Annotated in this window: 20 protein-coding genes and 1 pseudogene; 17 read left to right on the top strand and 4 right to left on the bottom strand. The window is 70.3% G+C overall.

Annotated elements, in window-relative coordinates:
* The first annotated feature begins 5 nt into the window (after positions 1–5).
* From ACIGW2_RS32950 to ACIGW2_RS32960, 3 genes are all read left to right on the top strand, one after another.
* Complete coding sequence (locus tag ACIGW2_RS32950; RefSeq protein WP_399847752.1) at positions 6–752, top strand: HIT family protein; 747 nt, start codon at positions 6–8, stop codon at positions 750–752.
* Positions 749–1,249 (top strand): nucleoside 2-deoxyribosyltransferase domain-containing protein, encoded by a 501-nt coding sequence (locus ACIGW2_RS32955; protein WP_399847753.1) that lies wholly within the window; start codon positions 749–751, stop codon positions 1,247–1,249. Before ACIGW2_RS32950 ends, ACIGW2_RS32955 begins: the two co-directional genes overlap by 4 nt.
* A gap of 96 nt (positions 1,250–1,345) precedes the next feature.
* Entirely contained in the window at positions 1,346–1,891 is a 546-nt protein-coding gene (locus ACIGW2_RS32960; RefSeq protein WP_399847754.1) for a hypothetical protein, read from the top strand.
* A 232-nt stretch (positions 1,892–2,123) separates the two neighbouring features.
* On the opposite strand, the gene ACIGW2_RS32965 is transcribed toward ACIGW2_RS32960, so the two are convergent.
* The 3 genes from ACIGW2_RS32965 to ACIGW2_RS32975 all read right to left on the bottom strand — a co-directional run bounded on the left by ACIGW2_RS32965 (position 2,124) and on the right by ACIGW2_RS32975 (position 3,574).
* The gene (locus ACIGW2_RS32965) at positions 2,124–2,285 is read right to left on the bottom strand and encodes a hypothetical protein (RefSeq protein ID WP_399847756.1); all 162 of its coding nucleotides are present in this window, start codon (positions 2,283–2,285) and stop codon (positions 2,124–2,126) included.
* A 74-nt stretch (positions 2,286–2,359) separates the two neighbouring features.
* Complete coding sequence (locus ACIGW2_RS32970) at positions 2,360–2,803, bottom strand: hypothetical protein (protein ID WP_399847757.1); 444 nt, start codon at positions 2,801–2,803, stop codon at positions 2,360–2,362.
* A 276-nt stretch (positions 2,804–3,079) separates the two neighbouring features.
* Complete coding sequence (locus ACIGW2_RS32975; protein ID WP_399847759.1) at positions 3,080–3,574, bottom strand: hypothetical protein; 495 nt, start codon at positions 3,572–3,574, stop codon at positions 3,080–3,082.
* A 79-nt stretch (positions 3,575–3,653) separates the two neighbouring features.
* Here ACIGW2_RS32975 and ACIGW2_RS32980 point away from each other — a divergent pair.
* From ACIGW2_RS32980 to ACIGW2_RS32995, 4 genes and pseudogenes are all read left to right on the top strand, one after another.
* Positions 3,654–3,785, top strand: a pseudogene (locus tag ACIGW2_RS32980) (helix-turn-helix domain-containing protein); the annotation flags it as partial.
* A 126-nt stretch (positions 3,786–3,911) separates the two neighbouring features.
* Positions 3,912–4,895 carry an XRE family transcriptional regulator gene (locus ACIGW2_RS32985; protein WP_399847783.1) on the top strand — a complete coding sequence of 328 codons (984 nt, stop codon included), beginning with the start codon at positions 3,912–3,914 and terminating at the stop codon, positions 4,893–4,895.
* Positions 4,892–5,437 (top strand): flavoprotein, encoded by a 546-nt coding sequence (locus tag ACIGW2_RS32990; protein WP_399847760.1) that lies wholly within the window; start codon positions 4,892–4,894, stop codon positions 5,435–5,437. Before ACIGW2_RS32985 ends, ACIGW2_RS32990 begins: the two co-directional genes overlap by 4 nt.
* Positions 5,438–5,579: 142 nt before the next feature.
* Entirely contained in the window at positions 5,580–7,874 is a 2,295-nt protein-coding gene (locus tag ACIGW2_RS32995; RefSeq protein WP_399847762.1) for a type IV secretory system conjugative DNA transfer family protein, read from the top strand.
* A gap of 201 nt (positions 7,875–8,075) precedes the next feature.
* On the opposite strand, the gene ACIGW2_RS33000 is transcribed toward ACIGW2_RS32995, so the two are convergent.
* Complete coding sequence (locus tag ACIGW2_RS33000) at positions 8,076–8,591, bottom strand: helix-turn-helix domain-containing protein (protein ID WP_399847764.1); 516 nt, start codon at positions 8,589–8,591, stop codon at positions 8,076–8,078.
* A 199-nt stretch (positions 8,592–8,790) separates the two neighbouring features.
* Here ACIGW2_RS33000 and ACIGW2_RS33005 point away from each other — a divergent pair, with 199 nt between their 5' ends.
* The 10 genes from ACIGW2_RS33005 to ACIGW2_RS33050 all read left to right on the top strand — a co-directional run bounded on the left by ACIGW2_RS33005 (position 8,791) and on the right by ACIGW2_RS33050 (position 19,697).
* Positions 8,791–9,879 carry a hypothetical protein gene (locus ACIGW2_RS33005; RefSeq protein WP_399847765.1) on the top strand — a complete coding sequence of 363 codons (1,089 nt, stop codon included), beginning with the start codon at positions 8,791–8,793 and terminating at the stop codon, positions 9,877–9,879.
* Between the two features lie 83 nt (positions 9,880–9,962).
* Complete coding sequence (locus tag ACIGW2_RS33010) at positions 9,963–10,214, top strand: hypothetical protein (RefSeq protein WP_399847766.1); 252 nt, start codon at positions 9,963–9,965, stop codon at positions 10,212–10,214.
* The gene (locus ACIGW2_RS33015; protein ID WP_399847768.1) at positions 10,214–10,789 is read left to right on the top strand and encodes a hypothetical protein; all 576 of its coding nucleotides are present in this window, start codon (positions 10,214–10,216) and stop codon (positions 10,787–10,789) included. The genes ACIGW2_RS33010 and ACIGW2_RS33015 overlap by 1 nt, the downstream gene beginning before the upstream one ends.
* Positions 10,786–13,341, top strand: coding sequence for an ATP-binding protein (locus ACIGW2_RS33020; protein WP_399847769.1), 2,556 nt, complete (start codon positions 10,786–10,788; stop codon positions 13,339–13,341). Before ACIGW2_RS33015 ends, ACIGW2_RS33020 begins: the two co-directional genes overlap by 4 nt.
* Positions 13,338–13,955 carry a hypothetical protein gene (locus ACIGW2_RS33025; RefSeq protein WP_399847770.1) on the top strand — a complete coding sequence of 206 codons (618 nt, stop codon included), beginning with the start codon at positions 13,338–13,340 and terminating at the stop codon, positions 13,953–13,955. The genes ACIGW2_RS33020 and ACIGW2_RS33025 overlap by 4 nt, the downstream gene beginning before the upstream one ends.
* Before the next feature lie 2 nt (positions 13,956–13,957).
* Entirely contained in the window at positions 13,958–16,069 is a 2,112-nt protein-coding gene (locus ACIGW2_RS33030; RefSeq protein ID WP_399847773.1) for a hypothetical protein, read from the top strand.
* Between the two features lie 7 nt (positions 16,070–16,076).
* Positions 16,077–16,862: a hypothetical protein gene (locus ACIGW2_RS33035; RefSeq protein WP_399847775.1), complete on the top strand. Its 786-nt coding sequence runs from the start codon at positions 16,077–16,079 to the stop codon at positions 16,860–16,862.
* Positions 16,863–18,038 carry a peptidase M23 gene (locus ACIGW2_RS33040; RefSeq protein WP_399847776.1) on the top strand — a complete coding sequence of 392 codons (1,176 nt, stop codon included), beginning with the start codon at positions 16,863–16,865 and terminating at the stop codon, positions 18,036–18,038.
* A 142-nt stretch (positions 18,039–18,180) separates the two neighbouring features.
* Positions 18,181–18,930, top strand: a complete 750-nt coding sequence (locus ACIGW2_RS33045; protein WP_399847777.1) for a hypothetical protein — start codon at positions 18,181–18,183, stop codon at positions 18,928–18,930.
* A gap of 431 nt (positions 18,931–19,361) precedes the next feature.
* Positions 19,362–19,697, top strand: a complete 336-nt coding sequence (locus tag ACIGW2_RS33050) for a transposase (protein ID WP_399847781.1) — start codon at positions 19,362–19,364, stop codon at positions 19,695–19,697.
* Positions 19,698–20,407: the final 710 nt, after the last annotated feature.

Consider the following 20,407-nt stretch of genomic DNA (forward strand, 5'->3'; position numbering starts at 1 on the left):
CCGCCATGACCGACACCGCAGGCCCCGGCCCGCTCGACCTGTACGGCCAACTCGCCGAAGTGCAGCGCGAGTCCGACCGGATCCGCGCCGCCACCGCCGCACGGCAGGCGTTCGAGGACCTCGTCGACCAACACGGCCAGATCGGATGGACCGAGGGTGTCGACCCGGAGGAGGCCACCGCGATCCGCGAGGAGGCCGCCGAGTACCTCACCGGCCGCAGGCCCGTCCCGCTGCCGGTCTCGTCGTCCATGCTGATCGCCCACGCCTACCGCCGGATCGAGGTGCTCGGCCGCCTCGCCGAGGCCGGAGTCGAGGGGGCCGCCGAGGGCGTCACCGAGGCCGAGGCCGAGCTCGCCGAGGAGCTCCGCAAGGCCGCGAAGGACGGGTGCGCGTTCTGCGCCATCGCCGCCGGTACCGCACCGGCCACCGTCGTCCGCGACTGGGGCGACGTCCTCGCCATCCGGCCGCGGCGCGGCGGCGTCGCCGAGGAACACCTCCTCGTCATCCCCCGGGTGCACGTCGAGGACGCCGGCACGGACCCGAAGGCGTCGGGCCGCGTCATGGAGTGTGCCGCGGAGCTCATGGCCGAGCACCCGGCCGCGAACATCATCACGTCCAAGGGCGCCGCGGCCACCCAGAGCGTCAGCCACCTGCACCTGCACGTGGTGCCGCGCACGGCCGGCGACGGCCTCCCGCTCCCCTGGACCCCGCAGCAGACGGCCGCCGCCCGACAGGCCGAGGGGGAGCAGTGAGCATCACCCTCGTGTGGGCCCGCGAGCCCATCCCGACCGGCCCGAGCGTCTTCCTCGCCGGACCGACGCCCCGCCTCGGCGGCGACGTCGAGTCCTGGCGCCCGGCCGCCGTCGAGGCCCTCGCCGAACAGTGGACCGGCCCCGGCCCGCTCACCGTCCTGACGCCGGAATCCCGCGGCGGCAAGCGCGCCGCCCACTATGACGATCAAGTCGGATGGGAGACCGCCGCCCGCAAGGCCGCGACCGCCGTCCTGTTCTGGATCCCCCGCGACCTGCGAACTCTTCCCGGATTCACGACGAACGTCGAGTTCGGCCTCGACGCGGGCAGTGGCCGCGCCGTCCTCGGATGCCCGCCTGACTGCCCCAACCCGGAGCGGAACCGCTACCTCATCTACGTGGCGCGAGAGCACGGCGTGCCCGTGCGCGAGACGCTGCACGAGACGGCGACGGCCGCCCTCGCGCTCGTCGCCGCGGCCACCCGCCACGGCGAGCTGTAGTTCCCCGATCCAAGGGCGCGGCGAGGGCCTCCTCGCCGCGCCCTTGCACGTCCCCAGGAGGTGGCACGCTTGTACCGACGAAACGAGGGGGACCGGGTGGCGAACGGATCAGAGCAGGACCGGCGGACGGCAGCAGGCTTCTTCGGCGGGGCCGGAGTGTGCGTCATGCTCGCCGCCGGCACCCACCGGGCCGCGTTCGTGTGGCTCGCCGCCGGGATGCTCGTCGCGGCGCTCCTGTTCCTCCGGCGCACCCTCACGCCCCGCCCGTTCTACTACTGGCCCGCCTGGGCGACGGGTGCCGCCGTCGCCCTCCTCTCCGCCTGGGCGGTCTCCGGGCCGCCGCGCCTGGTCCTGATGTTCCTGGCCGCAGCCGAGGGCCTCGTCGCCCTGGTCCTCGCGCTCCTCTGGTACCGGCGCCGAAACGGCCGGGGTGACTGGCTCGTCTGGCTTCCCGAGGAGCGGATCCTCCTGCGCCGAGAGTGGACGCGACGGGAGGCGATCCGGTGGGCCGAGGAGGTCTATCGCGAGCCGTGCGCGATCAGCCCCGCCGACGAGTTCGCCGACATCGCGGCCAAGGCGCCTCTCTACCCCGATCACGAGCTCCCCCTCTACCAGCCTCGACCGCTCGACGAGCAGCCGTAGGCATACGGAAGCGCCCGGCCCCACAGGGGCCGGGCGCTTCCGCGTACAGGCTGAGGGGGCAGGGCCTACGCGAGGCCCCCGCTCGCGCGTCGGGCCCGCTGATCAGCCAGGGCCGCGCGGATGCCGCGAGCGGAGTCGACCCCGACCCGCATCCGCTCGGCGCGCTCCCACAGCACGCGCCGTCGCTCCTCGGGTATAGGCAACTCGCCTATCGAAAAGCTGAGTTGAGCCATCACGTCCATGCGCCCGCCTTCACCACGGCGTAGGACCAGGAGGCCACCCGGAAGCGGTCGTGTCCGGTGTCGCGGGTGTGCTCCGCCATCCAGCGGGCCAGCGCTGTTCCGTCCGGCCGATCTCCGGAGTCCGCCCCGCAGTCCTCCTCATCGCCCGACACGCACACCGCTTGAACAGCCGTCTCGGCGAGCTCGTCCGGCGTGACGTCGTAATTCCGGAACCGATACGTCCCTCTCATCGCAGCCGCTCGCCATGGTGGACAGGGGCGACGTCCTCGCCGGTCTGCGGATCCCGCGAGCTCACCGTCATCGTGATTTGGTACTCCCAGGAGCCGACCACCGGGCCCGGGACGCGTGCCAGAGTCAGGCCGTGAGGTTCGAGGTCGGGCGACCTCCGGGCAACCTCGGCGGCGGCTTCTAGCGCGTCCGCCGGCGTCGAGCCCGTGCACACGAGGGCGGTGAGCGCGCTCACCGTGACATCGCTCGACGGGCCGAGCGGGTCGAGCGACGTCACGGCCTGACTCGCCGCGTCGAGGGACCGCACGAGGTCGAGCGCGAAGGGCGGGGTTTGGCCCGCGCGCAGGAGCTCGACGCCGGCCTCGGCGGGGCGGCGGGCGGCCGGCAGATGTGCGGCAGGGTCGCGGCCCTCCTGGGCCGAGGTGTTCATCAGATGCGCCATGACGGGACCGTACGGGCCGGGGAGTCCGCCCCGGGCACGCACAGTGCGTGCGTTCCGCAGCCCATATGCCCCCAGCTCACGAAATATGAGTGACGCTCACCGCAGAGCATCGGCCGCCGCCTACAGCAGGACGGCCCCTCGGTGGGTGAATCACCGAGGAGCCGTGGCGTCGAGGGTACCGCCCCGCGCGCGACAGGACCCCCGGAGCAAGGCGCGGAGCTCCGGGGGTCCTGTGGGCCGTGCGCAGCTCCCACGGGGGAGGAGCCGCACACGGGGTCAGTGGGCGCGGGCGTGCTCCCGACGCCGAGCCTCGGCGGCGAGGACGGCCCCGCACAGTCGAGCGGAGTCAACATACCGGCCGTGAAAGCGAGTTGGTCGGCTCAGCCACGCGGCCACGTAGACGCCCGTCGGCCCGTTCGGGACGACGAGCCACGATCCGGCAGTGAGCGCCCGTACCCCCTGCGGGCCGCCGTCGACCGCGCGGGCCGCCGTTCCCTCGGGCACCAGGACGAGAAGCTCGCTCCGGCCGTAGTCGGCGATCACCGGGTGTTCGCCGTCGAGGTCGAGTCCGAGCTCGTCGAGCGCCGCGAGCCCCCGCTCAAGGGGAGCGATGGCGAGCGCCTCCCACCCCTCACGGACGGTGTCCCACGCCGTCCCGACGGCGACGAGCGACGTAGCGTCACTGCCGCCACGGCGCAGCCGGTCGAGGGTCCTCTCGTCAGGGTTGAGGAACTGGGCCCACATGCGGGGGGTGTTCTCGGGAGTGGCCATATCCGGACCGTAAGGGGCGTACAACAGGATGTAGGCACGCACAGTGCGTGCCCCGTCCCCCCCGGCCCGGAGCTGCGCCATGGACCTACAGGCATTCGGACGCCGCGTCGCCTACTGGCGCGACCGCCGCCGCATCACTCAAGAAGACTTCGGCGCCCTGATGGGGCAATCCCGCCGCTGGGTGCAAGACCTCGAAGGGGGGAAGCGGCAGACGGACCCTCGCCTCTCCGTTATCGAGCGCGCGGCAACCGTCCTCGGTGTCCCGCTGGAGTCGCTCCTCGCCGACGGCCCCGGCCGGCAGTGCATCGACGGCGTAGAGCTCGATGCGATTCGGACCGTGCTTCACCGACATGACGTCCTCACCGGCACGGCCGACGACGACCCCGCCGACCCCCTGCCGCTCGCCGTCCTTCACGAGCGCCTCGTCCATGCCCGCCACGCCTTCCAGTCGGCGCACTTCGCTTCCCTCGGCCGCCTGGTCCCCGCGCTTCTCGCCGACACCAACAGGGCCGCCGCCCGGCACGAGGGCGACACCCGCCTCGGTGCCTTCCGCCTCCTCGCACTGGTTCTGGAGCTCACCGAGGCGGCCGGCATCAAGTACGGCGATCACGACCTCGCCCTCGTCTCCGGGCACCGGGCCGTGGCTGCCGCCGAGCGCTCACAGGATCCGGTCATCATGGCGTCGGCCGCCCGGCACCTCACGGACGCCATGACCGCCAACGGGCAGGCACAGGCCGCCGCCGAGTTCGCGGTCGCCGCCGCCGCCCGCCTCGGGGCCGATCTGCGCACCCGCGGCGCCGACGGCCTGTCCGTCCTCGGCATGCTCTACCTCAAGGCGGCCATGGCCGAGGCCGTCATCGGAGCGACGGACGACCACCGCGCCGCCGCGGCGCGAGCCGCCGTGCCCGGCCTCCTGGACCAGGCCGACGAGCACGCCGGAGAGCTCGGCGCCGACGACAACCGCCTGTGGACCGCGTTCGGCCCGACCAACGCCGCGTTGTACCGCGTGGCCGCACACGTCCAGCTCTCCGAGGGAGCGGACGCCGTCGCCGCCGCCGCAGACATCCCGAGCACGGCCCGCGCCGCCCTGCCCAAGGAGCGCCGCGCCCACCTCCTCACCGACCTTGCCCGCGGACAGACGCAGGCCGGACAACGCGCCGCGGCCGTCGATACCCTCCTCGACGCCGAGCGTGAGGCACCGGAAGAGGTCCAGTGCCGGCCGCGCACCCGCCGACTCGTCGAAGACCTGCGACTCCTGGGGGCGGGTTCCGCAGAGGCGCGCTTGCAGGCGCTCGCCGTACGTTGTGGACTGCCCGGGTGACCCGAACCCTGTACCTGATCGCATGTGCCGCGCCGCCCGCCCGACACCTGACCGTCCCGATTCGCGGCGCCCAGGCCCGCGGGTGGGACGTGTGCCTCACCCTCACCCCCAGCGCCTACCGGTGGGCCGCCGAGGAGGGCGACCTCGACGAGCTGCGCGAGCTCACCGGCCGAGTGGTCCGCCACGAGTACAAGTTGCCCTCGCAGCCCGACATGTTCCCCGACCCGGACGCCTTCCTCGTCGCGCCCCTGACGAGTAACTCGCTCAACAAGTGGGCCGCCGGCATCTCCGACACCCTCGCCCTCGGCCTGATCACGGAGGGGATCGGACTCGGCCTGCCCATCACTGCCCTGCCGCACTGGAACGACGCCCAAGGCAGGCATCCGGCCGTCGGCCGCAGCGTCGCCGAGCTGCGCGCGGCCGGGGTGACGCTCCTCCTGGGCGACGGTGACGCCCCCGGATTCGTCCCGCACAAGCCCCGGCACGGAGACGTGCACGCCTACCCGTGGGAGCTCGCCCTCGACGCCCTGCCGACCCCCTGACCAACCCGCCCTCCCCGCGCCCGGCTCCCCAGGAGCCGGGCGCGCGTTGTGCCCTGCGAAACCCCGCAGCCTCCCGCCGTGGACGTGAGCGAGGATCACTAGGGCACGCCCCGCCGGGCGTGCGGGACAGAGAGGGGGAGACGTGTACGCCCTACCGAATCCGGGGGACCTCGTCGGCAGCCTGCCCGGCGGGGCATTCAGCCTCGGCGGCGGCGGCCTGCTTGCCGCGCTACTCGTTGTGGCGGTGATCGCCAATCAGGGCGGCCCGGCGGACCGCGAGCGCTTCAACAGATCCGTCGAGCAGTTCCTCGGCAACCTCGCCGCCGGCATCGGTCGGTACGTCACCGGCCGCGAGCTCGTCGGTGCGCCCCGCAGCGAGGCCACGTGGTGGAAGGCCGGGGTTCCCCTGCCGGACGACCGCGCCACCGAGACGCCCGTCGAACAGCTCGGCACCCGCCCCGCCGCCTCGTCCTCCTACTCGTACGGCAAACCGTCACCGGCCCGCCGTGCGGCCCGGATCATCGTCGCCCCGGTGCGTGCGCTCGCAGGCATGGTGCGGGTCCTGGGCGCCTGGTCCCGGTGGCCGCGCTTCGCCCGCTCGGCGGTCCGCCTCGCCCCGATCCCCCTCGCCTGGGGATGGTGGAGATTCCCCGCCGAGACGGAAATCGCGCTTATCGTGCTCGCGGCCCTCGCCTATGTCGCGGCCCTCACGAGTTCGGCCGGACTCGGACTGTGGCGCGTCCGGCCGGTGTGGACCGACGGGCAAATCTACGGGCCCGGCGTATGGGTGGCGGTACGTCAGATCCTCCGAATGGAGGACACCGAGCCGCGGCACCGATGGCTCTCCGTCCCGGACGACGTCCGCGCCGACCGCGCGCGAATCGTGCTGCGCATCCCCTCGAACTGGATTGGCGGTCCCGAAGCGGTAGCCGCAATCGAGAGAATCGTCGAGGAACGAGTTCCCGGCGAATGGGTGCCCCGATGGGAACGCACCGGGAAAGAGCACTACGTGCAATGGACGCTTGCCCCCAAGCCTGCCCCGAAGCCCCAACTTCCCAGCTACGTTCCGTGGAAGTCGACCGGGGATGCGCGCCGCGTGTTCGTCGGCCTTGCGATCGAAGGGGATTCGATCGAGGACGTCATCATTCATACGCAGTCAGAAACGCCACACTGGGGCGTGGCCGGTGCCACCGGTTCGGGTAAGTCGACCGTTCTTTATATCCCTGTTGTGCATGGTCGGCAGAACGGTGAGCTAATCGACATCCTCGACACCAAAAGGAACAGCCTCGCCGAGGCCGAAGGGTTCTCGGGAATCCGCATCCATAAGACCGTGCGGGAATGTATCGCGGCGTTCGCCGAGTTCCTTACGTCAATGATGGCGGCCGAAGCGGCAGCGGAAAAGGGTGCGGATCCTGCCCTTCGAATGCAACTCGTTCCCCGGACGCTTGTAGTCGACGAACTTCCGACCTTGATCAAGCTCGCCTATACGTGGTGGCGATACGGCCTCAAGGGAAAGGGAACCCCGCCCTTCCTTGACTGGCTCTCCATCATTCTCCTGCAAGGTCGATCCTCGAACCATCGCGTCGTCGTCGGGACGCAGCAATTCGCCAATACATTTTTCGGCGGAACGATGGAGCGCGCCCAGATTGGAACGAAGATCACCGTAGGACAACAGGACCGGGTTTCCTGGGGAGTCGCGTTCGGGCAGAGTACGCCCGTCATCGGATACGACACGAATATCAAGGGACGCGGCGCCTTCTCGGACCAGCGGAAAGACCCCGAAGCCGACCACGTATGGGTTCGGGAGTTTCAGGCGAGCTATATCACTCCGGACGTGTACGACCTCCTCAGCAATTGTCCGCAGGCACCCGCCTGGTTCGATGCTGGCGGCATGGCCCCGTGGATTACCCCCGAGGTCCTCGACGAGGTCAACAAGACCGCGGCGACGGCCGCGTTCCTCCCCGGAGGGAAGTACGGGCCCCCATCACCCCTCCCTGTCGCCACCCCGCCCGCGGTGGGGATCCCGGGGGGTACGCCCAGCTCACACGGTGTCGCGACAGGAGGCACCGGGGGAGGCGCGACAGGAGGCGCGACAACCCCCGCCGCCGCTATCGCAGCCGCGGTCACGGTGCCGGCCGCAGTGCCGGCCGCGGTGCCGGATGACCCCGACGTCGAGACCTACAGTCTCAGCGAGGCCCACGCAAAGGGGATTCTCCCGTGGAAGCCGGCCACCACGAGAACGTATTTCAAGCGCGGCGAGGCGAGGGGCATCAAGGCGCCTGAGGGGATTACCAATGGGGCCACTTCCTTCTACTCCGAGGAGGAGCTCACATCCTGGCTCGACGCCTGGAAGAAATGGCAGGCGGCTAACGGGACCGCAAGCCCGAAGAACGTCCCCGGACAGGGTGGGGGAGGCGCAGGAGGGGGAACTCCGTAACCGGATCGGAGGGGGGAATAACTTCAAGTCGGCCCAGTCCGATAAGGGACAGGGCCGAAAGGTGAGGAACCCCTAGATCGAGGCCCTGTCTGCCTGATTTCGTGGCGCAGTAGATGTGATGCGGTGCTGAAATTCAGGCGGGCAGCCAAGGCGGAAGTGATCCCGAGAGGGAAGCGAGTCGGGGAGTCGAAGTGCCGGGATCTATTCGAGGTTCCGAACGGAAAGCCCTCGGCCTCTGATTCGCGGACTCTCCGAAGGATGCTCAATGAGAACAGCGGAGGGCGCGGACCAATCGGCCGCGCCCTCTGGCATCTCGTCTCCGGATAAGCGGCATAAGGACCGGATGACGGAAGGGGGCACCCGGAACACAAAAGACAGGATGGGAACCCATCGGTCAGGAATGCCCTGGCGCCCGGTCTCCACGTCCGAATACGTCGAGACGCCAACGTTTAGAGACTTCGCCACATCCCGCTGTAGAAGTCCGGCGGAGCGTCGGAGGAAGCGTAGCGGGGAACCGCAGTCACCCGAGATGAGAAAAACGGAGTCGACCTCGAAAAGGTTCGCCAGGATTTGCAGGCGGACAGGCGACGGGGTGATTCCTTGCGTTTCCCAAGAGATCACAGCCGTGCGAGAGCACCCAACCTGCGATGCCACGTATGCCTGCGTCCAGCCCCGCGACTCGCGCAGAGACCGCAGTCGATCGCCGCGTATGCGCATCCGTGCGCCCCTCCTCGTCGTTGTCCATCGAGGCGGGCACTCTAGCGGTGACGATCATGCCGCAGCGCCCACCGCACCGGAACTGCCGCCGTAGTGACAGACCCTTACGAACTCTTTTGACGTCTTGATCAAGAGCGGCATAGGGTCTTCGCTCTAGCGGTCTGCACGACAACAGGCCGTGACACGGGGGAGGTTGGAATTGCCGTCACTCGCCACCATCGCGCGCAAGGTCATGGGCCTGCCGGAGCCCACCACGGCGGCCAAGCCCGCTGCGGGAAGCGCTCCGATTCCACCCCAGGACCCCGACTCGCCGAACCCCTGGGAAGTCGCCGGAGCCGAGCTCTCCCGGCGGCAGAACGCCACCCTCCCCCCGCGCTCCACGCCCGCCCCGGCCGCCGACGCCGTGCCGTGGGCGGCAGTCGGTGAGAGGTCCGGAGCGAGGTTCGCGAAGAAGCTCGGGCGCGGAGTGCTGTGGGCCGTGGTCATCCTCGCGGCCATCACAGGCGTCCGGTCATGGATCGTGCCCACCAAGGCCCCCGCCCCGGCCGCGCCCCCGCCCGCCCGCACCGGCCCGGCCTACCCCGATGCCGAGGCCCAGGCCGTGGCCGCCCGCTTCGCGCGGGCCTACCTCGCGTGGGACGAGCGACGGGCGGCCGAGCGCGCCGCCCTCCTCGCCGCCGTCCTGCCCGCAGGCGCGGACGCGGCCATGGGATGGGACGGACGAGGCCGGCAGGACGTCGTGGCCGTAGAGCCCGGAGCCGTCACCGCCGGAGCACACCGACAGGCCCGCGTACGCGTCGACGTGCTGATCCAGACCCCGGCCGCAGGCGCGTCCCCAGCCACCCCCGCGCGCTGGGTGGGGCTCGACGTGCCGGTCGTTGAGACCGCCGGCCGCGTCATCGTCTCCGGACGGCCCGGCCTCGTCGGCGTCCCGGCCCGCGGCCCCAAGCCGCCGGAGATCCCCGCCCCCCAGGCCGACGCCGCACTGACCGTGCAGACGACCGACGCCGTAACCACCTTCTTCAAGGCCCTCGGTGACGGCACCCCCGACACCGTCACAGCGCCGGGCGCGCAGGTCCCCCCGCTCCCCGCCGGCATCGAGTTCAAGGCCCTCTCGTCGTGGTCCGTCGACACCGGCACCGGTTCGGACCGCACAGGGACAGCCGTCGTGATGTGGACCCTCGGCGGCGCCACGGTCGAGCAGGCATATCGAGTCGAGCTCACGCGAGTTTCCAGCGCCGACGCGCAGCGGTGGCAGGTGGCCAGCGCCCGCGGCGGCTCCCTGTGACCGGCAATGCGTGCCGCGCACAGGACATGAGCGGCCGTCATAGCCGCAGGTCAATCACCCAATCCCGCTAGAGGGGGAGCCTCATGCAGTCCGTAGACCTCGCCGCCACCCTGACCACCGGCGAGAGCCTCAAGACCTGGGTTCTGCTGGTCGTCGGCAACATCTTCATTGCTTTCTTGGCAATTAGGGCCGTCGGTCACTTCATTAAGAAGGAATGGGGAGAGATGGTGTCCCTCCTCGTCGCCGCCGTTTTCGTCGGCGGCATCATCTGGGCGCCCACCGTCGTCAAGGACATGCTCCTCGGCATCTGGAACAAGGTCGCGGGGACGGCCTGATGCGGAGGGGGCACACCTACACCCGGCAATTCCGCATCGACCCCAAGCAACACGAACTCCTCGGGCTGGACCTCGGCGAAGGAGCGCCCCGCCGCGCCCTCGTCCTCGGATTCACCCTCTTCGTGGCCTGGACGGGCCCGCTCCTGCTGATCTTCGGCCTGCCCAACGAACTGACGTTCACTGCCTATTTCCTGCCGCCAATCATCACCGCCGTCTACGGCACGCAGCGGTCAGTCAAGGTCGAGCAGCGGTGGAACATCACGAACTGGGCCCTCAGCGCCCGGTATCTGGTCCTCGGACACCGCCCGATCATCTGCGGCGGCCGGAGGGCCGCCACCCGTAGCGAGTGGCTCCCACGCCGCGCCCGCTGGGCAGGACGGACAGACACCCTCCTCGCCTCGCCGCTCGGCCCGCTCGTCGAGCGGTTCCTCGGCGAGGACGACGAGGACACCGTTCCCGCCGGCGCCGGGGATCCCATCCGCCTAGCAGCCCAGGCCCGGCTCTACGGCCCCGACGCCGTAGTCAAGGCATACGGCCGAAAGGCCATGCAGCACCACCAGGGGGACAAAACATGACGTTGCGTAAGAGGATCACCGACCTCCTCGGCATGGGAGGCGACCGCTCGGCCGGAGCCCCCCAGTACGAAGCGCTCTCCGACGGCCTGGTCATCACCGGGGGCCACGCCGAAGCCTGGTACGTCCTCGCGAGCTCGAACACCGACCTCATGGACGAGGCCGCCCGCGACGCCGAACTCGACGCCGCCGATGCCGCCCTCGCGCGCACCCTCGCCGGACTGGACTGCCAACTCCGAATCCTGTGGTCGCCGCTGCACGCGGCGGACTACGCCGCCGAGGCCGCCCAGATGTTCAGCGCCGGCGCCTGGCAGGAATGGGCAGATCTGCGGGTTCGCCGCCTCGACCAACTCGGCCTCCCCGCCCGACACCTCCTCCTCGGTGTGCGGCTCGCCGAGCGCAGCGGCCAGACCGAGCAGGCAGGCCGCCGCGGCGTGCAAGGCGCCCTTGGCCTGTCCTCCCCGGGAGTCAGCACGCGCGAGCTCGCCCGGCTCGATGCCCAGATGCGCCGCCTCGGCCGCCGCCTCGAATCCAGCCCGTGGCGGGCTCAGCCCGCCTCTGTCGAGCTCCTCGCGTGGATGATCAGCCGCGAGCAGCACCGCGGAACCGTCCTGCCGGCGCCCTCGGCGGGCGGCGTCATCAAGGGGGCCCAGCTCGCCACCCTCACGCGGGGCCGTGTCCTCCCGTACTCCGATCACCTGCGCGTCATCGACGGCACCGGCCGCGTGGCCGCCTGGGTGAGCGTGCTCACGATGACCGGCTTCCCGGAGGAGATGGACGTCCCCGGCGGCGGCGAATGGCTGCGGATCCTCTCAGAGATCAACTACGTGCCCGACATCGACGAGAGCGCCCTCGCCGCCGACCTCGACCCCGCCGACCTCATCGTTCCTGTGAGCCCCGAAGCGTCCGTGCGTTTCCGGGTCCTGCCCAAGCGTGAGGCCCTCAAGGTAGTGGAACAGGCCCGCCGCCTCGCCAAGGAACAGCGCCGCAGCGCTGCCCGGCAGAGCGCCGAGGACCCCGGCCGCGACGTCGAGGAGACCGAGGCCGTGATGGCCGAGCTCACCCGCGAGATGCGCCGCGAAGACCTCACCCTCGTGGAAGACCACCCCCGCCTCGTCGTCACGAGCACGACGAGCCTCGAAGACCTCCGCGCCCGCGTAGACGCCGTGATCACCCACTACGGCGGTATCGGGATCGAAGTATCCGTCGGCGAGGAGGAACAGCGCGAGCTCTGGCTCGAAACGCAGCCCGGCGACCGGCTGCGCGTCCCCGACCTCGGCCACCGCCGCGACGTCACCGCCCTGTCCGGCTCCTGGTGGTGGGGCGGCGCCATGGTCGGCGACGACACCGGCCCGATCGTCGGCTACCTCACCGGCTCCACACCCGGAGTCTTCCGCACCGACGTCACAGGCGGCAGCGACCGCGGCGACGCCACGACCACCGCCCTCATCGGCCGAAGCGGACGCGGCAAGACCACCGGCCTTGAGCTCCTCCTCCTCGACGCCGCATTCCGCGGCGCCTACGCCCTCGCCCTCGACTTCAAGGGCGACTTGGGCGGCCTCGCCCACGCCGCCGCCCGCTACGGCCTCGACGCCCACCTCGTCCAGACCAGCCACAAGTTCGCCGGCGTCGCCGACCTCTTCCACCTCCTGGGCGACGAGGGCGGCCTCGACCAGGCCCGCGGCGAAGTGCCGGCACAGCTCAGCATCGCCATTCCCGACCACCTGCGCGACCGAGGCGCCGAGACCCCCATCACCCACGCCACAAACGCGGTCATCTCCGCGGGCGACCCCGCCACGTGGAAGGTGATCGAGCACCTGCGGGGGATGGATGACGCCCTCGCGCGCGAGACCGGAGAAGCGCTCGCCGACCTCGCACAAACCGCACTCGGCGCCCCCTTCATGGGCCGCCCCACGGGAGAGACCCCTCCCCTGCGCCCGACACCGGGAATCTGGGTCGTGCAGATGCCCGGCCTCTCCCTCCCGTCGGCCGACGCCACCCGCCGCGAGTGGAACCCCACGCAACGGCTCTCCGTGGCCCTCATGCACTCGATGCTTGCCTACGGCGTCACCACCGCCGGCCGCCGCGATCTCCGCGGCCTGCGGAAGGTCGTCGCCGTTCCGGAAGTCCACCTGATGACCGCCACCCGCGAGGGCGCCGCCTTCCTCGGCTATATGGCACGTGTCGGCCGAGCGTTGGCAACCTCGCTCGTCCTCGACACGCAGGACCCCGAGTCACTCGTCAAGCTCACCGGCATCATCGAGCAGCTCACCACCGTATTCGGGTTCCAGCTCACCAGCGCAAGCCAGCAAGACGCCCTCGCCGAGCTCCTCGGCCTGCCGCCGGGCCCCCACACCCGGGCCCTGATCCAGTCCGTGGGCCTCCTGCCCGACGGCGAGATCAGGCACGGCCACTGCATCGTGCGCGACCGGCGGTTCGCCGCCGCGACGGTCCAGTTCGACGTGCCGTCGGCCGAACTCCTCGACCTCCTCGACACCTCCCCCAAGGCGACCCAGCTCCCCGACCACATCGAGCACGAGGCGGCACGCGTATGAACCGGCACACCACGGCCCTGATCGCGGCGGCCGGACTCCTGCTGACCGGATGCACCCAGGCGGACGACCAGGCCGCCGAGCAGAAGCCGACAGACCCCACAGCCGCCGTCCTCAAGGTTGCCCGCGACTACCAGACCGCGGCCCTCGCCCAGGACTGGCGTACGGCTTGCCCGCTCCGCTCCGCCCGGATGCTGCACGGCAGCGTGGAGGACTGCATCAAGGCGAACACCCTCGACGACGATCCGAGCCCCACACCCACCGCCCAGGACGGTGAGCCCGACCCGTCGCCCACCGTCGACATCGCCGAGCCGCCGCGCTACGCCGACGGGTCCACCCCGCGCCCCAAGGCCACCCGCAGCCGGACGCCCGAGGAAGCCGAACACGCCGACACGGGACCCGTCGTCGCCTCCGATGCCGTGACCGTGCCGGCCACCCCGAAGCACCCCGCCGGCTACGGAGTCCTGATCACGTACACCGTCCAGTGGCCCGGCAAGCCCGCGACCACCACCCGCCAAGCCGTGCGGGTCGTCCAAGAGTCGGGGGCCTGGGTCGTCGACCAGCTAGAGGACGTCGAGACCGACACCGACGTCCGCACAGCTCTTTCCGGGGGGTAAGAGTGCTGCACCGCCGCTGGCCGCGCCTGAGAAACCTCGCGGTCCCGCTCCTATTCGCATACGTCACGCTCGTACTCGCCGCCGGACAGGCCCACGCCGAAGACATCCGCCCGGTAGGCGTCGGCGACCTGATGCCCTCACCCGACCTCAAGGTTCCCGACGGCCAAGGCACCCTGTACGAGACGTACGGGGACGAGGGCCTGTGGATCCTCGACGAACAGTTCGGCGTGGGCGACGCGTTCGAAGCGTCGTTCCACATGATCGCCGACATCTTCATGGCGCTCACCGCAGCCATCACAAAGGGCTGCATCGTCATCGTTCAATGGATCTTCCAGCTCACCTCGATTCCAGCCCTAGAAAACGCGGTCACGAAGAGCATCGGGGGTGCAGCCCAAGGGCTCACAGCAACCCTGCTGCCGGCCGCACTCGCCGTCGGCGGCATCGTCGCGTTCGCCCAGCACAAGAAGGGCGGCGGAGGGCTCTCGCAGATCGCATGGGTGCTCATCTCCGGCGTGTTCTCCATCTCCCTCCTCACCAGCCCGCAGACCTGGGTGGACGGAGTCGACAGCGCCCGGCAGGTCGGCGCCAGCGTCACCATGCAGGCCACATCGGCAGGGCTCGGGGACGGCGAAGCGACCTTCCCTTTCGAGACGAAGCACGAGCCCCGGTTCACGGGCAACGGGCGCGATGACATGCTCCGCAAGTCGGCTGACTCCGTATGGCGGTCCTACACGGCTACGCCCTGGTGTGTCGCCGAGTTCGGATCGCTGGAGGTGTGCGAGAAGTACGGCGCCGATCTGCTGGAGCAGGGCACCGACCGGGACGCACGCGAGGAGTGGCTCAAGTCCCACGTGAGCGACGCCACCGTGGGAGAGGAGTCGGTGAGCTTCCGGCAGGGGCACGAGCCGGGTACCCGGGTCGTGATCACGATCCTTGCCTTCATCAACGTCGTACTCTTCGCCATCCTCATCATCACGCTCGCCTTCACCAGCCTGGCGAGCCTCCTCGGCGCCCTGATGCTCCTCCTCACCGGCGTGATCTTCGCGTGCTTGTGGGTGATTCCCGGGAGGCCCAGGCAATGGGGGCTCGCATGGTTCGACCAGATCCTCGCGCGCACCCTCGAAAGCCTCATCGCCACCATGGTCCTGGGCGCGGTACTCAGCATCCAGGCGGCTACAAGTCAGATCTTCGCCGAGTACGGGTGGCTCCCCACCAGCGGACTCAGCATCGCTGCCGCCACCGTCGGCCTGAAATTCCGCGACGTCCTCGCGCAGATCTTCGGCGTCCGCGGCGCGAGCTCGGGCGGCATGATGGCCGGCGTCCTCGTCTCCCGAATGCTCAACCGCAACAGCGGCGGCGGGAACGGTGGCGCTCGGAAGATCCCGCCCCACAACCGCTTCAGGAATCTGCCTCCCCTGCCCCGACCCACGCCAGGGGCAGGCGGCGGGGGAGGCGGGACCAGGCCATGGGATCCCGACATCATCCCGGCCCTACCCCTCGGCACCGGGGCCGGTTCCAGCGCTTCCCCGGCCGTCACCCTCACCCGTGTTCGGCCACGCCCGCCCGCGCCTCGCCCCATCCCGGCCCCCGCAGGCGCAGCCGCAGGGGCAGCGGGAGGGAACGGTGCCCTTCCCGCCGGCACCCCGGCGGCCAAGCCCGCGGCGACGGCGATTCCGACAGCCGCGCCCCGGCCCGCGGCTATCCCCGCGCAGGCGGCTGCCGCGCTACCGGCCGGCACCCCGCCCCCGGCCCCCGTGCAGCCCCCGCGCCCCGCTCTGTCTCCAGCCGGAGGCGGCAACGGCGCCGCGGCCGGCACCAACACCCCGGGGACCGCGACCGGCACGCCACCGCAGACCCCTGCAAGCCCCGTGATGCGACCCGAGGCAGGAGGGACACCGACGTACGCCTTCCGGCAGGCCCCTCCGCCGACGGCAGCGGCGGCGAGCGACTCCCGGATCATTCAGGGGACCGTGATCCGCCGAGTCGACACCCCCGTCGGCCCCAACTCGGGCGGGCGGCCCTCCCAGCGCACGCCCCAGCCTCCACCGCGAGCAGCCGCACCCCCGGACCGCCGTCCGACCGCACCGTCTACCCGATCCACCGACGAGGGGTGAGTGACCCATGGCCAAGAGCAGTGAGGAGAGGGAGCCCACCCCCGACGAGTGGCGGGAGATCCTCGCGAGCTTCCAGTACCCCGACGACGTCAAGGAGCTCCCCCGCCGCAGGCGGGCCGCCGCCAAGCGAGCTCACAGAGCACAGGTCCGACGCGACACCGCCGAATGGGTACGCGAGCAGCGGCGCCGCGAACCCCTGCGCCCCGTCGGCGCCGCCCTGATCCTCGCTCTGATCCTCGCCCTCGGCCTCGGCGCCCGGTGGATCTGGCCCGGCCTCCTCGGAGACAAGCCGGCGGCGAAGGTGACCACCACGGCCCCCACCACCCAAGCCACAGACGACAAGCCCAACTCACCTACACCGCAGCCCAGTTCGGCCAAGCCGTCAGCCTCTCCCACGGCGACCGTCGACCTGGCCGACCCCGAGCGCGTCGCCGAGGAGGCAATCCGCATCTACTACACCCGCAACCCGCCGGCCGACCGCTCCCACAAAGCCGTAGTCGAGCGTGCCGCGCCCTACATGGCCGACTCGCTCGCCTTGAACCTGATCGGCAACAGCGACCCCGCATGGGACCGCCTCGTCAGCCGCGGCGGCATCTCCAACGTCCGCACGGTCAAGGTCAAGCCCGCCGGCACCGACCTGCCCGGAGACACCCCCGTACGCGTCTGGCGGACCACCACCGCCACCATCGACGTCAAGGGGTACGAGACGTACAGCGAGACCGCGACCCTGCACGTCGAGCTCATGCTCACGGGCGAGGACGAGTGGCGGATCACCCGGATTCTGGGGCTGTAGGTGGACGCACGCGACGCCATCCGCACCGCCGCCGGTCTGGGAAGCCTCGCCCTCCGGGTCAAGGTCGGCGGCGTCACCCTCCTTGCCTTCATCGTCCTCGTCGTCTTCGTGGGACTCTTCACCGGAGGGATGAGCGGCGAGGCCGCCGCCGACTCCTGCGGCCCCCGCGGCACCCCCGGAGTCGACCTCGACGGCGGCGCCGGCGGATCGCCCGGCACCGCCCCCAAAACACGGCAAGAGCAGATCGACAATGCGAAGGTGATCGACAAGGTAGCGGCAGACGGCGGCCTCTCCGGCGACGCGACCCTCATCGGCCTGATGACCGCGCTACAGGAGTCCACCCTCTACAACATCCGGCACGGCGACCGGGACTCAGTCGGCCTGTTCCAGCAACGCCCGTCACAGGGCTGGGGAACCGTCGACCAGATCATGCAGCCGACCTACGCGGCAAGCATGTTCTTCTTCGGCGCCGCCGACGGCGACCCGCCCGGCCTCGACGACATCCGGGGGTGGGAGACCATGGACTACGGCCGCGCCGCACAGGCCGTCCAGCGCTCCGCGTTCCCAGACTTGTACGCCGGGCAGGAAGACGCCGCCCGCCGGATCGCCGAAGAGGCAGACATCGACCTCACGCGCCCGGCCCGCGACGGTGCCGCTCCCAGTCGCCCGAACCCCGGTAGCGACGGCAGCAACGGCGACGACACCTGTTACCCGGACGACGGCCAGACCGGCAAGCCAGGAGACCCCTTCCACGACGGAGAGGCCGGGTGGCCCGCAGAGGTGCGGAACCCCCGCTCGACCGAGGAGGCGATCAAGTGGGCCGAGCGGCAGGCAGCAAGCGGCCGGGCCGCCTGGTACCGGATGTGTCTCGCCTTCGTGGCCCAGGCCAACGGATGGAACGCCTCGGGCGTCTACTACGCGATCGACCACTACCGCGAAATGCCCCCGAGCATGAAACACGACGGCGACAGGAAACCGCCACCCGGCGCCCTCATGTACTGGGACACAGGACAAAGAGCCGGACACGTCGCGCTCTACCTCGGCAATGGGAAGATTGCTAGCAATGACATTTGGCGACCCGGATATATTGACGTCGTTCCCGCAACGGAGATTGAGTCAAAATGGGGTGCCAAATATCTAGGCTGGGCACCTCCGTACTTCCCCAAGGGATCCTAAGGCGGATATAGAAATGACCATTACGGACCCCGACCGGATTCCGGCAACTCCCGTATACACCATCACCGTCAGCGCCAATGGGACAGCGGCAGTGAATGGAAAGGAAGTGACGCCCGCCGCCCTGCCCCTTCAACAAGCGCGAGTGGAAGCGCTCGCCGAGGTGCGGATCAGGGCCGCGTACCACGGCCGGCCCGTCCGCGCCCTGGCGAAGGAACCCGACGGCTCGGCCTGGCCCCTGATCGTCGACATCGACGGCTCGGTTACGGTCCTAGACCGTCCGCACCCGGTAGAGACGCCGGCCCCGACAGCAGCCACGCCCGCCCCAACTCGCCGCCGCGCCGAACCCGTTCCGGCCCCTGCCCCGCCCGTTCCGGCCCCTGCCCCGCCCGTTCCGGCCCCTGCCCCGCCCGTTCCGGCCCCTGCCACGCCCGTTCCGGCCCCCGCGGGACCGCTGGGCGACTGGACCGCCGACCTGCCGCCGGCGCTCAGCTCTGCATGGGCGCAGCTCATCACCCAAGAACGCGCGGGGCACCTCGCCGAGGCCATCCTCGCCGCCGAACACCTAGAGCACGCCCTCGCCCAGCACTACGGCCCCGATCACGTCGCGCCCGTCCACGTCCTCACCTTCCGCGCGTGGCTGACCCTCCGACTCGGTGACTCCTGGGCGGAGACGACCGCCCTCCTCGTCGAGGCCGTCCAGCGACGCCAAGGCGCACCCGTCCCCCAAGACGAGACCGACCGCCTCGCCCGTAACGCACATGCCGCATGGCGGCGGCTGACGGAACAGGATCCCGACTACGCACGAGAGATCGCCTCCGACGTAATGGACCTCCTCGACCCCGACGACAAGCGGTCACACGACATCGTCCGATGGCTGGGCGCACCCACCTAACCCACGGCGCCTACGAGAGGCCCCCTCCCAACTGGGAGGGGGCCTCTTCGTGTCTGGGGGCGCAGCAGGGCGGGGCGCAGCAAGCTGCGCCCCGCAGTCGTCGGCCGAGCTGAGAGGGCGCAGCAGAGCCCCTCAAGGCCCTTACGGGCCCTTTGCTTCCGGGGCGCACCCAGGCTGCCACACGGCACCCCGCCCGCCGCCCGGAGGGGCCTAGCGGCCCCTCCGGGCGATTCGCCGGGCGCCCTTCGGGCGCGTTCACCGGCGAATCGGTCCGCTTCGCGGACCGCCTTTTGCCGGGCGCCTTCGGCGCGTTCACCGGCAAAAGGTTTTCGGCCCTGCGCCTTCGGCGCGCACCGGGCCGAAAAGCGGGCGGCGTGCCGCGCGGCCTCCTGGTCACGCCCCGGAAGCACGACACGAAAGGCACTGGTTCCGTGACCCCTATTTTCTGCCCGCATTGCGGCGGCCTCTCGGCCTACCGAGTTCGCCCCGACGGCCTTTTCGACTGCCCCGAGTGCGGCAACATCCTTGACAGTCGCGATATCGACCTCGACGGATACGAGGTCTGGGCAGTGGATGAGACCGGCACCCTCGGCTACGTCCAGGACCCCGCCGAAGCCCGCGAAAGGCTTCACGAGTACCTCGCGTGCTACCTCGCCGAGCCTCTCGACTCCGCATTCGAAACAGCCGCTCTCAATGCCTTTGAGTGGGCCGCCGCTGACCTTCTCGACGCCCTGAATGCAGGTCTCACTATCCCCGAATTGGAGTGATAGATAAGCCCAATTGAAACTGGGTAAAAGGGGAAAGGGTGGCAGGTGAATTGCCACCCTTTTTCATGCCCTGAAATCCGCGGCCAATCGACAGCCCTTCGGGCTGGGCTGCCCCCTAAGTGGCCTTCGGCCACGGGCAGCCTGGGCCCGCTCCGCGGGCCTAAAGGAAACCGCCCCCTCAAGTGGCCTTCGGCCACGGGGCGGAAAACCCCCGGCCCTAGCGGCCCGCCGCTATCGCGGTGGGCCCCCTTTAAGGCGCTTCGCGCCGGGGCCCGCCCCTGCGGGGCAAAGGAAAACGGCCTTTGGCCGTTTGGAGAACGATAGTCGAGGTATTCTTATGAAGCCGGAAGACTAAATAAGAAAGGCTTTCAATGGAGAGGCGACCACCTCATTGTTTGGTCAATTACATTGACCAAGATTTGGTAATTCAAGGAAAAGAGGGATGGAATGTTTTTGAAAAAGGAAGGGGGAATTCATGAGAAACGGAACAGACCGCCCAAGCCCCTTCCCTCCTAGCCAGCCCAGCCGCGAAGCGGCAAAACACCAGGTCAGAGGCCGCGAAGCGGCCCCAGGCCCCCCACCTGTCGCCGCGAAGCGGCGGCGCCCCCCGTGACGCGGTGGGCACGACGGCGTGAAACGCCGTCGCAGGAGCCTGCGAAGCAGGCTCCTGGCGGTAAGCGGCGAAGCCGCTTACGGACCCGCGCGCGGGG

Origin of the sequence: Streptomyces sp. NPDC053541 (assembly GCF_044544705.1) — a bacterium.
Taxonomy (GTDB): Bacteria; Actinomycetota; Actinomycetes; order Streptomycetales; family Streptomycetaceae; genus Streptomyces.

Excerpts from the sequence above, each read along its gene's own strand:
- ACIGW2_RS32970 (WP_399847757.1), bottom strand. The coding sequence starts at position 2,803 with ATGGCGCATCTGATGAACACCTCGGCCCAGGAGGGCCGCGACCCTGCC.
- ACIGW2_RS33025 (WP_399847770.1), top strand. The coding sequence starts at position 13,338 with ATGAACCGGCACACCACGGCCCTGATCGCGGCGGCCGGACTCCTGCTG.
- ACIGW2_RS32975 (WP_399847759.1), bottom strand. The coding sequence starts at position 3,574 with ATGGCCACTCCCGAGAACACCCCCCGCATGTGGGCCCAGTTCCTCAAC.
- ACIGW2_RS32950 (WP_399847752.1), top strand. The coding sequence starts at position 6 with ATGACCGACACCGCAGGCCCCGGCCCGCTCGACCTGTACGGCCAACTC.
- ACIGW2_RS33020 (WP_399847769.1), top strand. The coding sequence starts at position 10,786 with ATGACGTTGCGTAAGAGGATCACCGACCTCCTCGGCATGGGAGGCGAC.
- ACIGW2_RS33000 (WP_399847764.1), bottom strand. The coding sequence starts at position 8,591 with ATGCGCATACGCGGCGATCGACTGCGGTCTCTGCGCGAGTCGCGGGGC.
- ACIGW2_RS33035 (WP_399847775.1), top strand. The coding sequence starts at position 16,077 with ATGGCCAAGAGCAGTGAGGAGAGGGAGCCCACCCCCGACGAGTGGCGG.
- ACIGW2_RS33015 (WP_399847768.1), top strand. The coding sequence starts at position 10,214 with ATGCGGAGGGGGCACACCTACACCCGGCAATTCCGCATCGACCCCAAG.
- ACIGW2_RS33010 (WP_399847766.1), top strand. The coding sequence starts at position 9,963 with ATGCAGTCCGTAGACCTCGCCGCCACCCTGACCACCGGCGAGAGCCTC.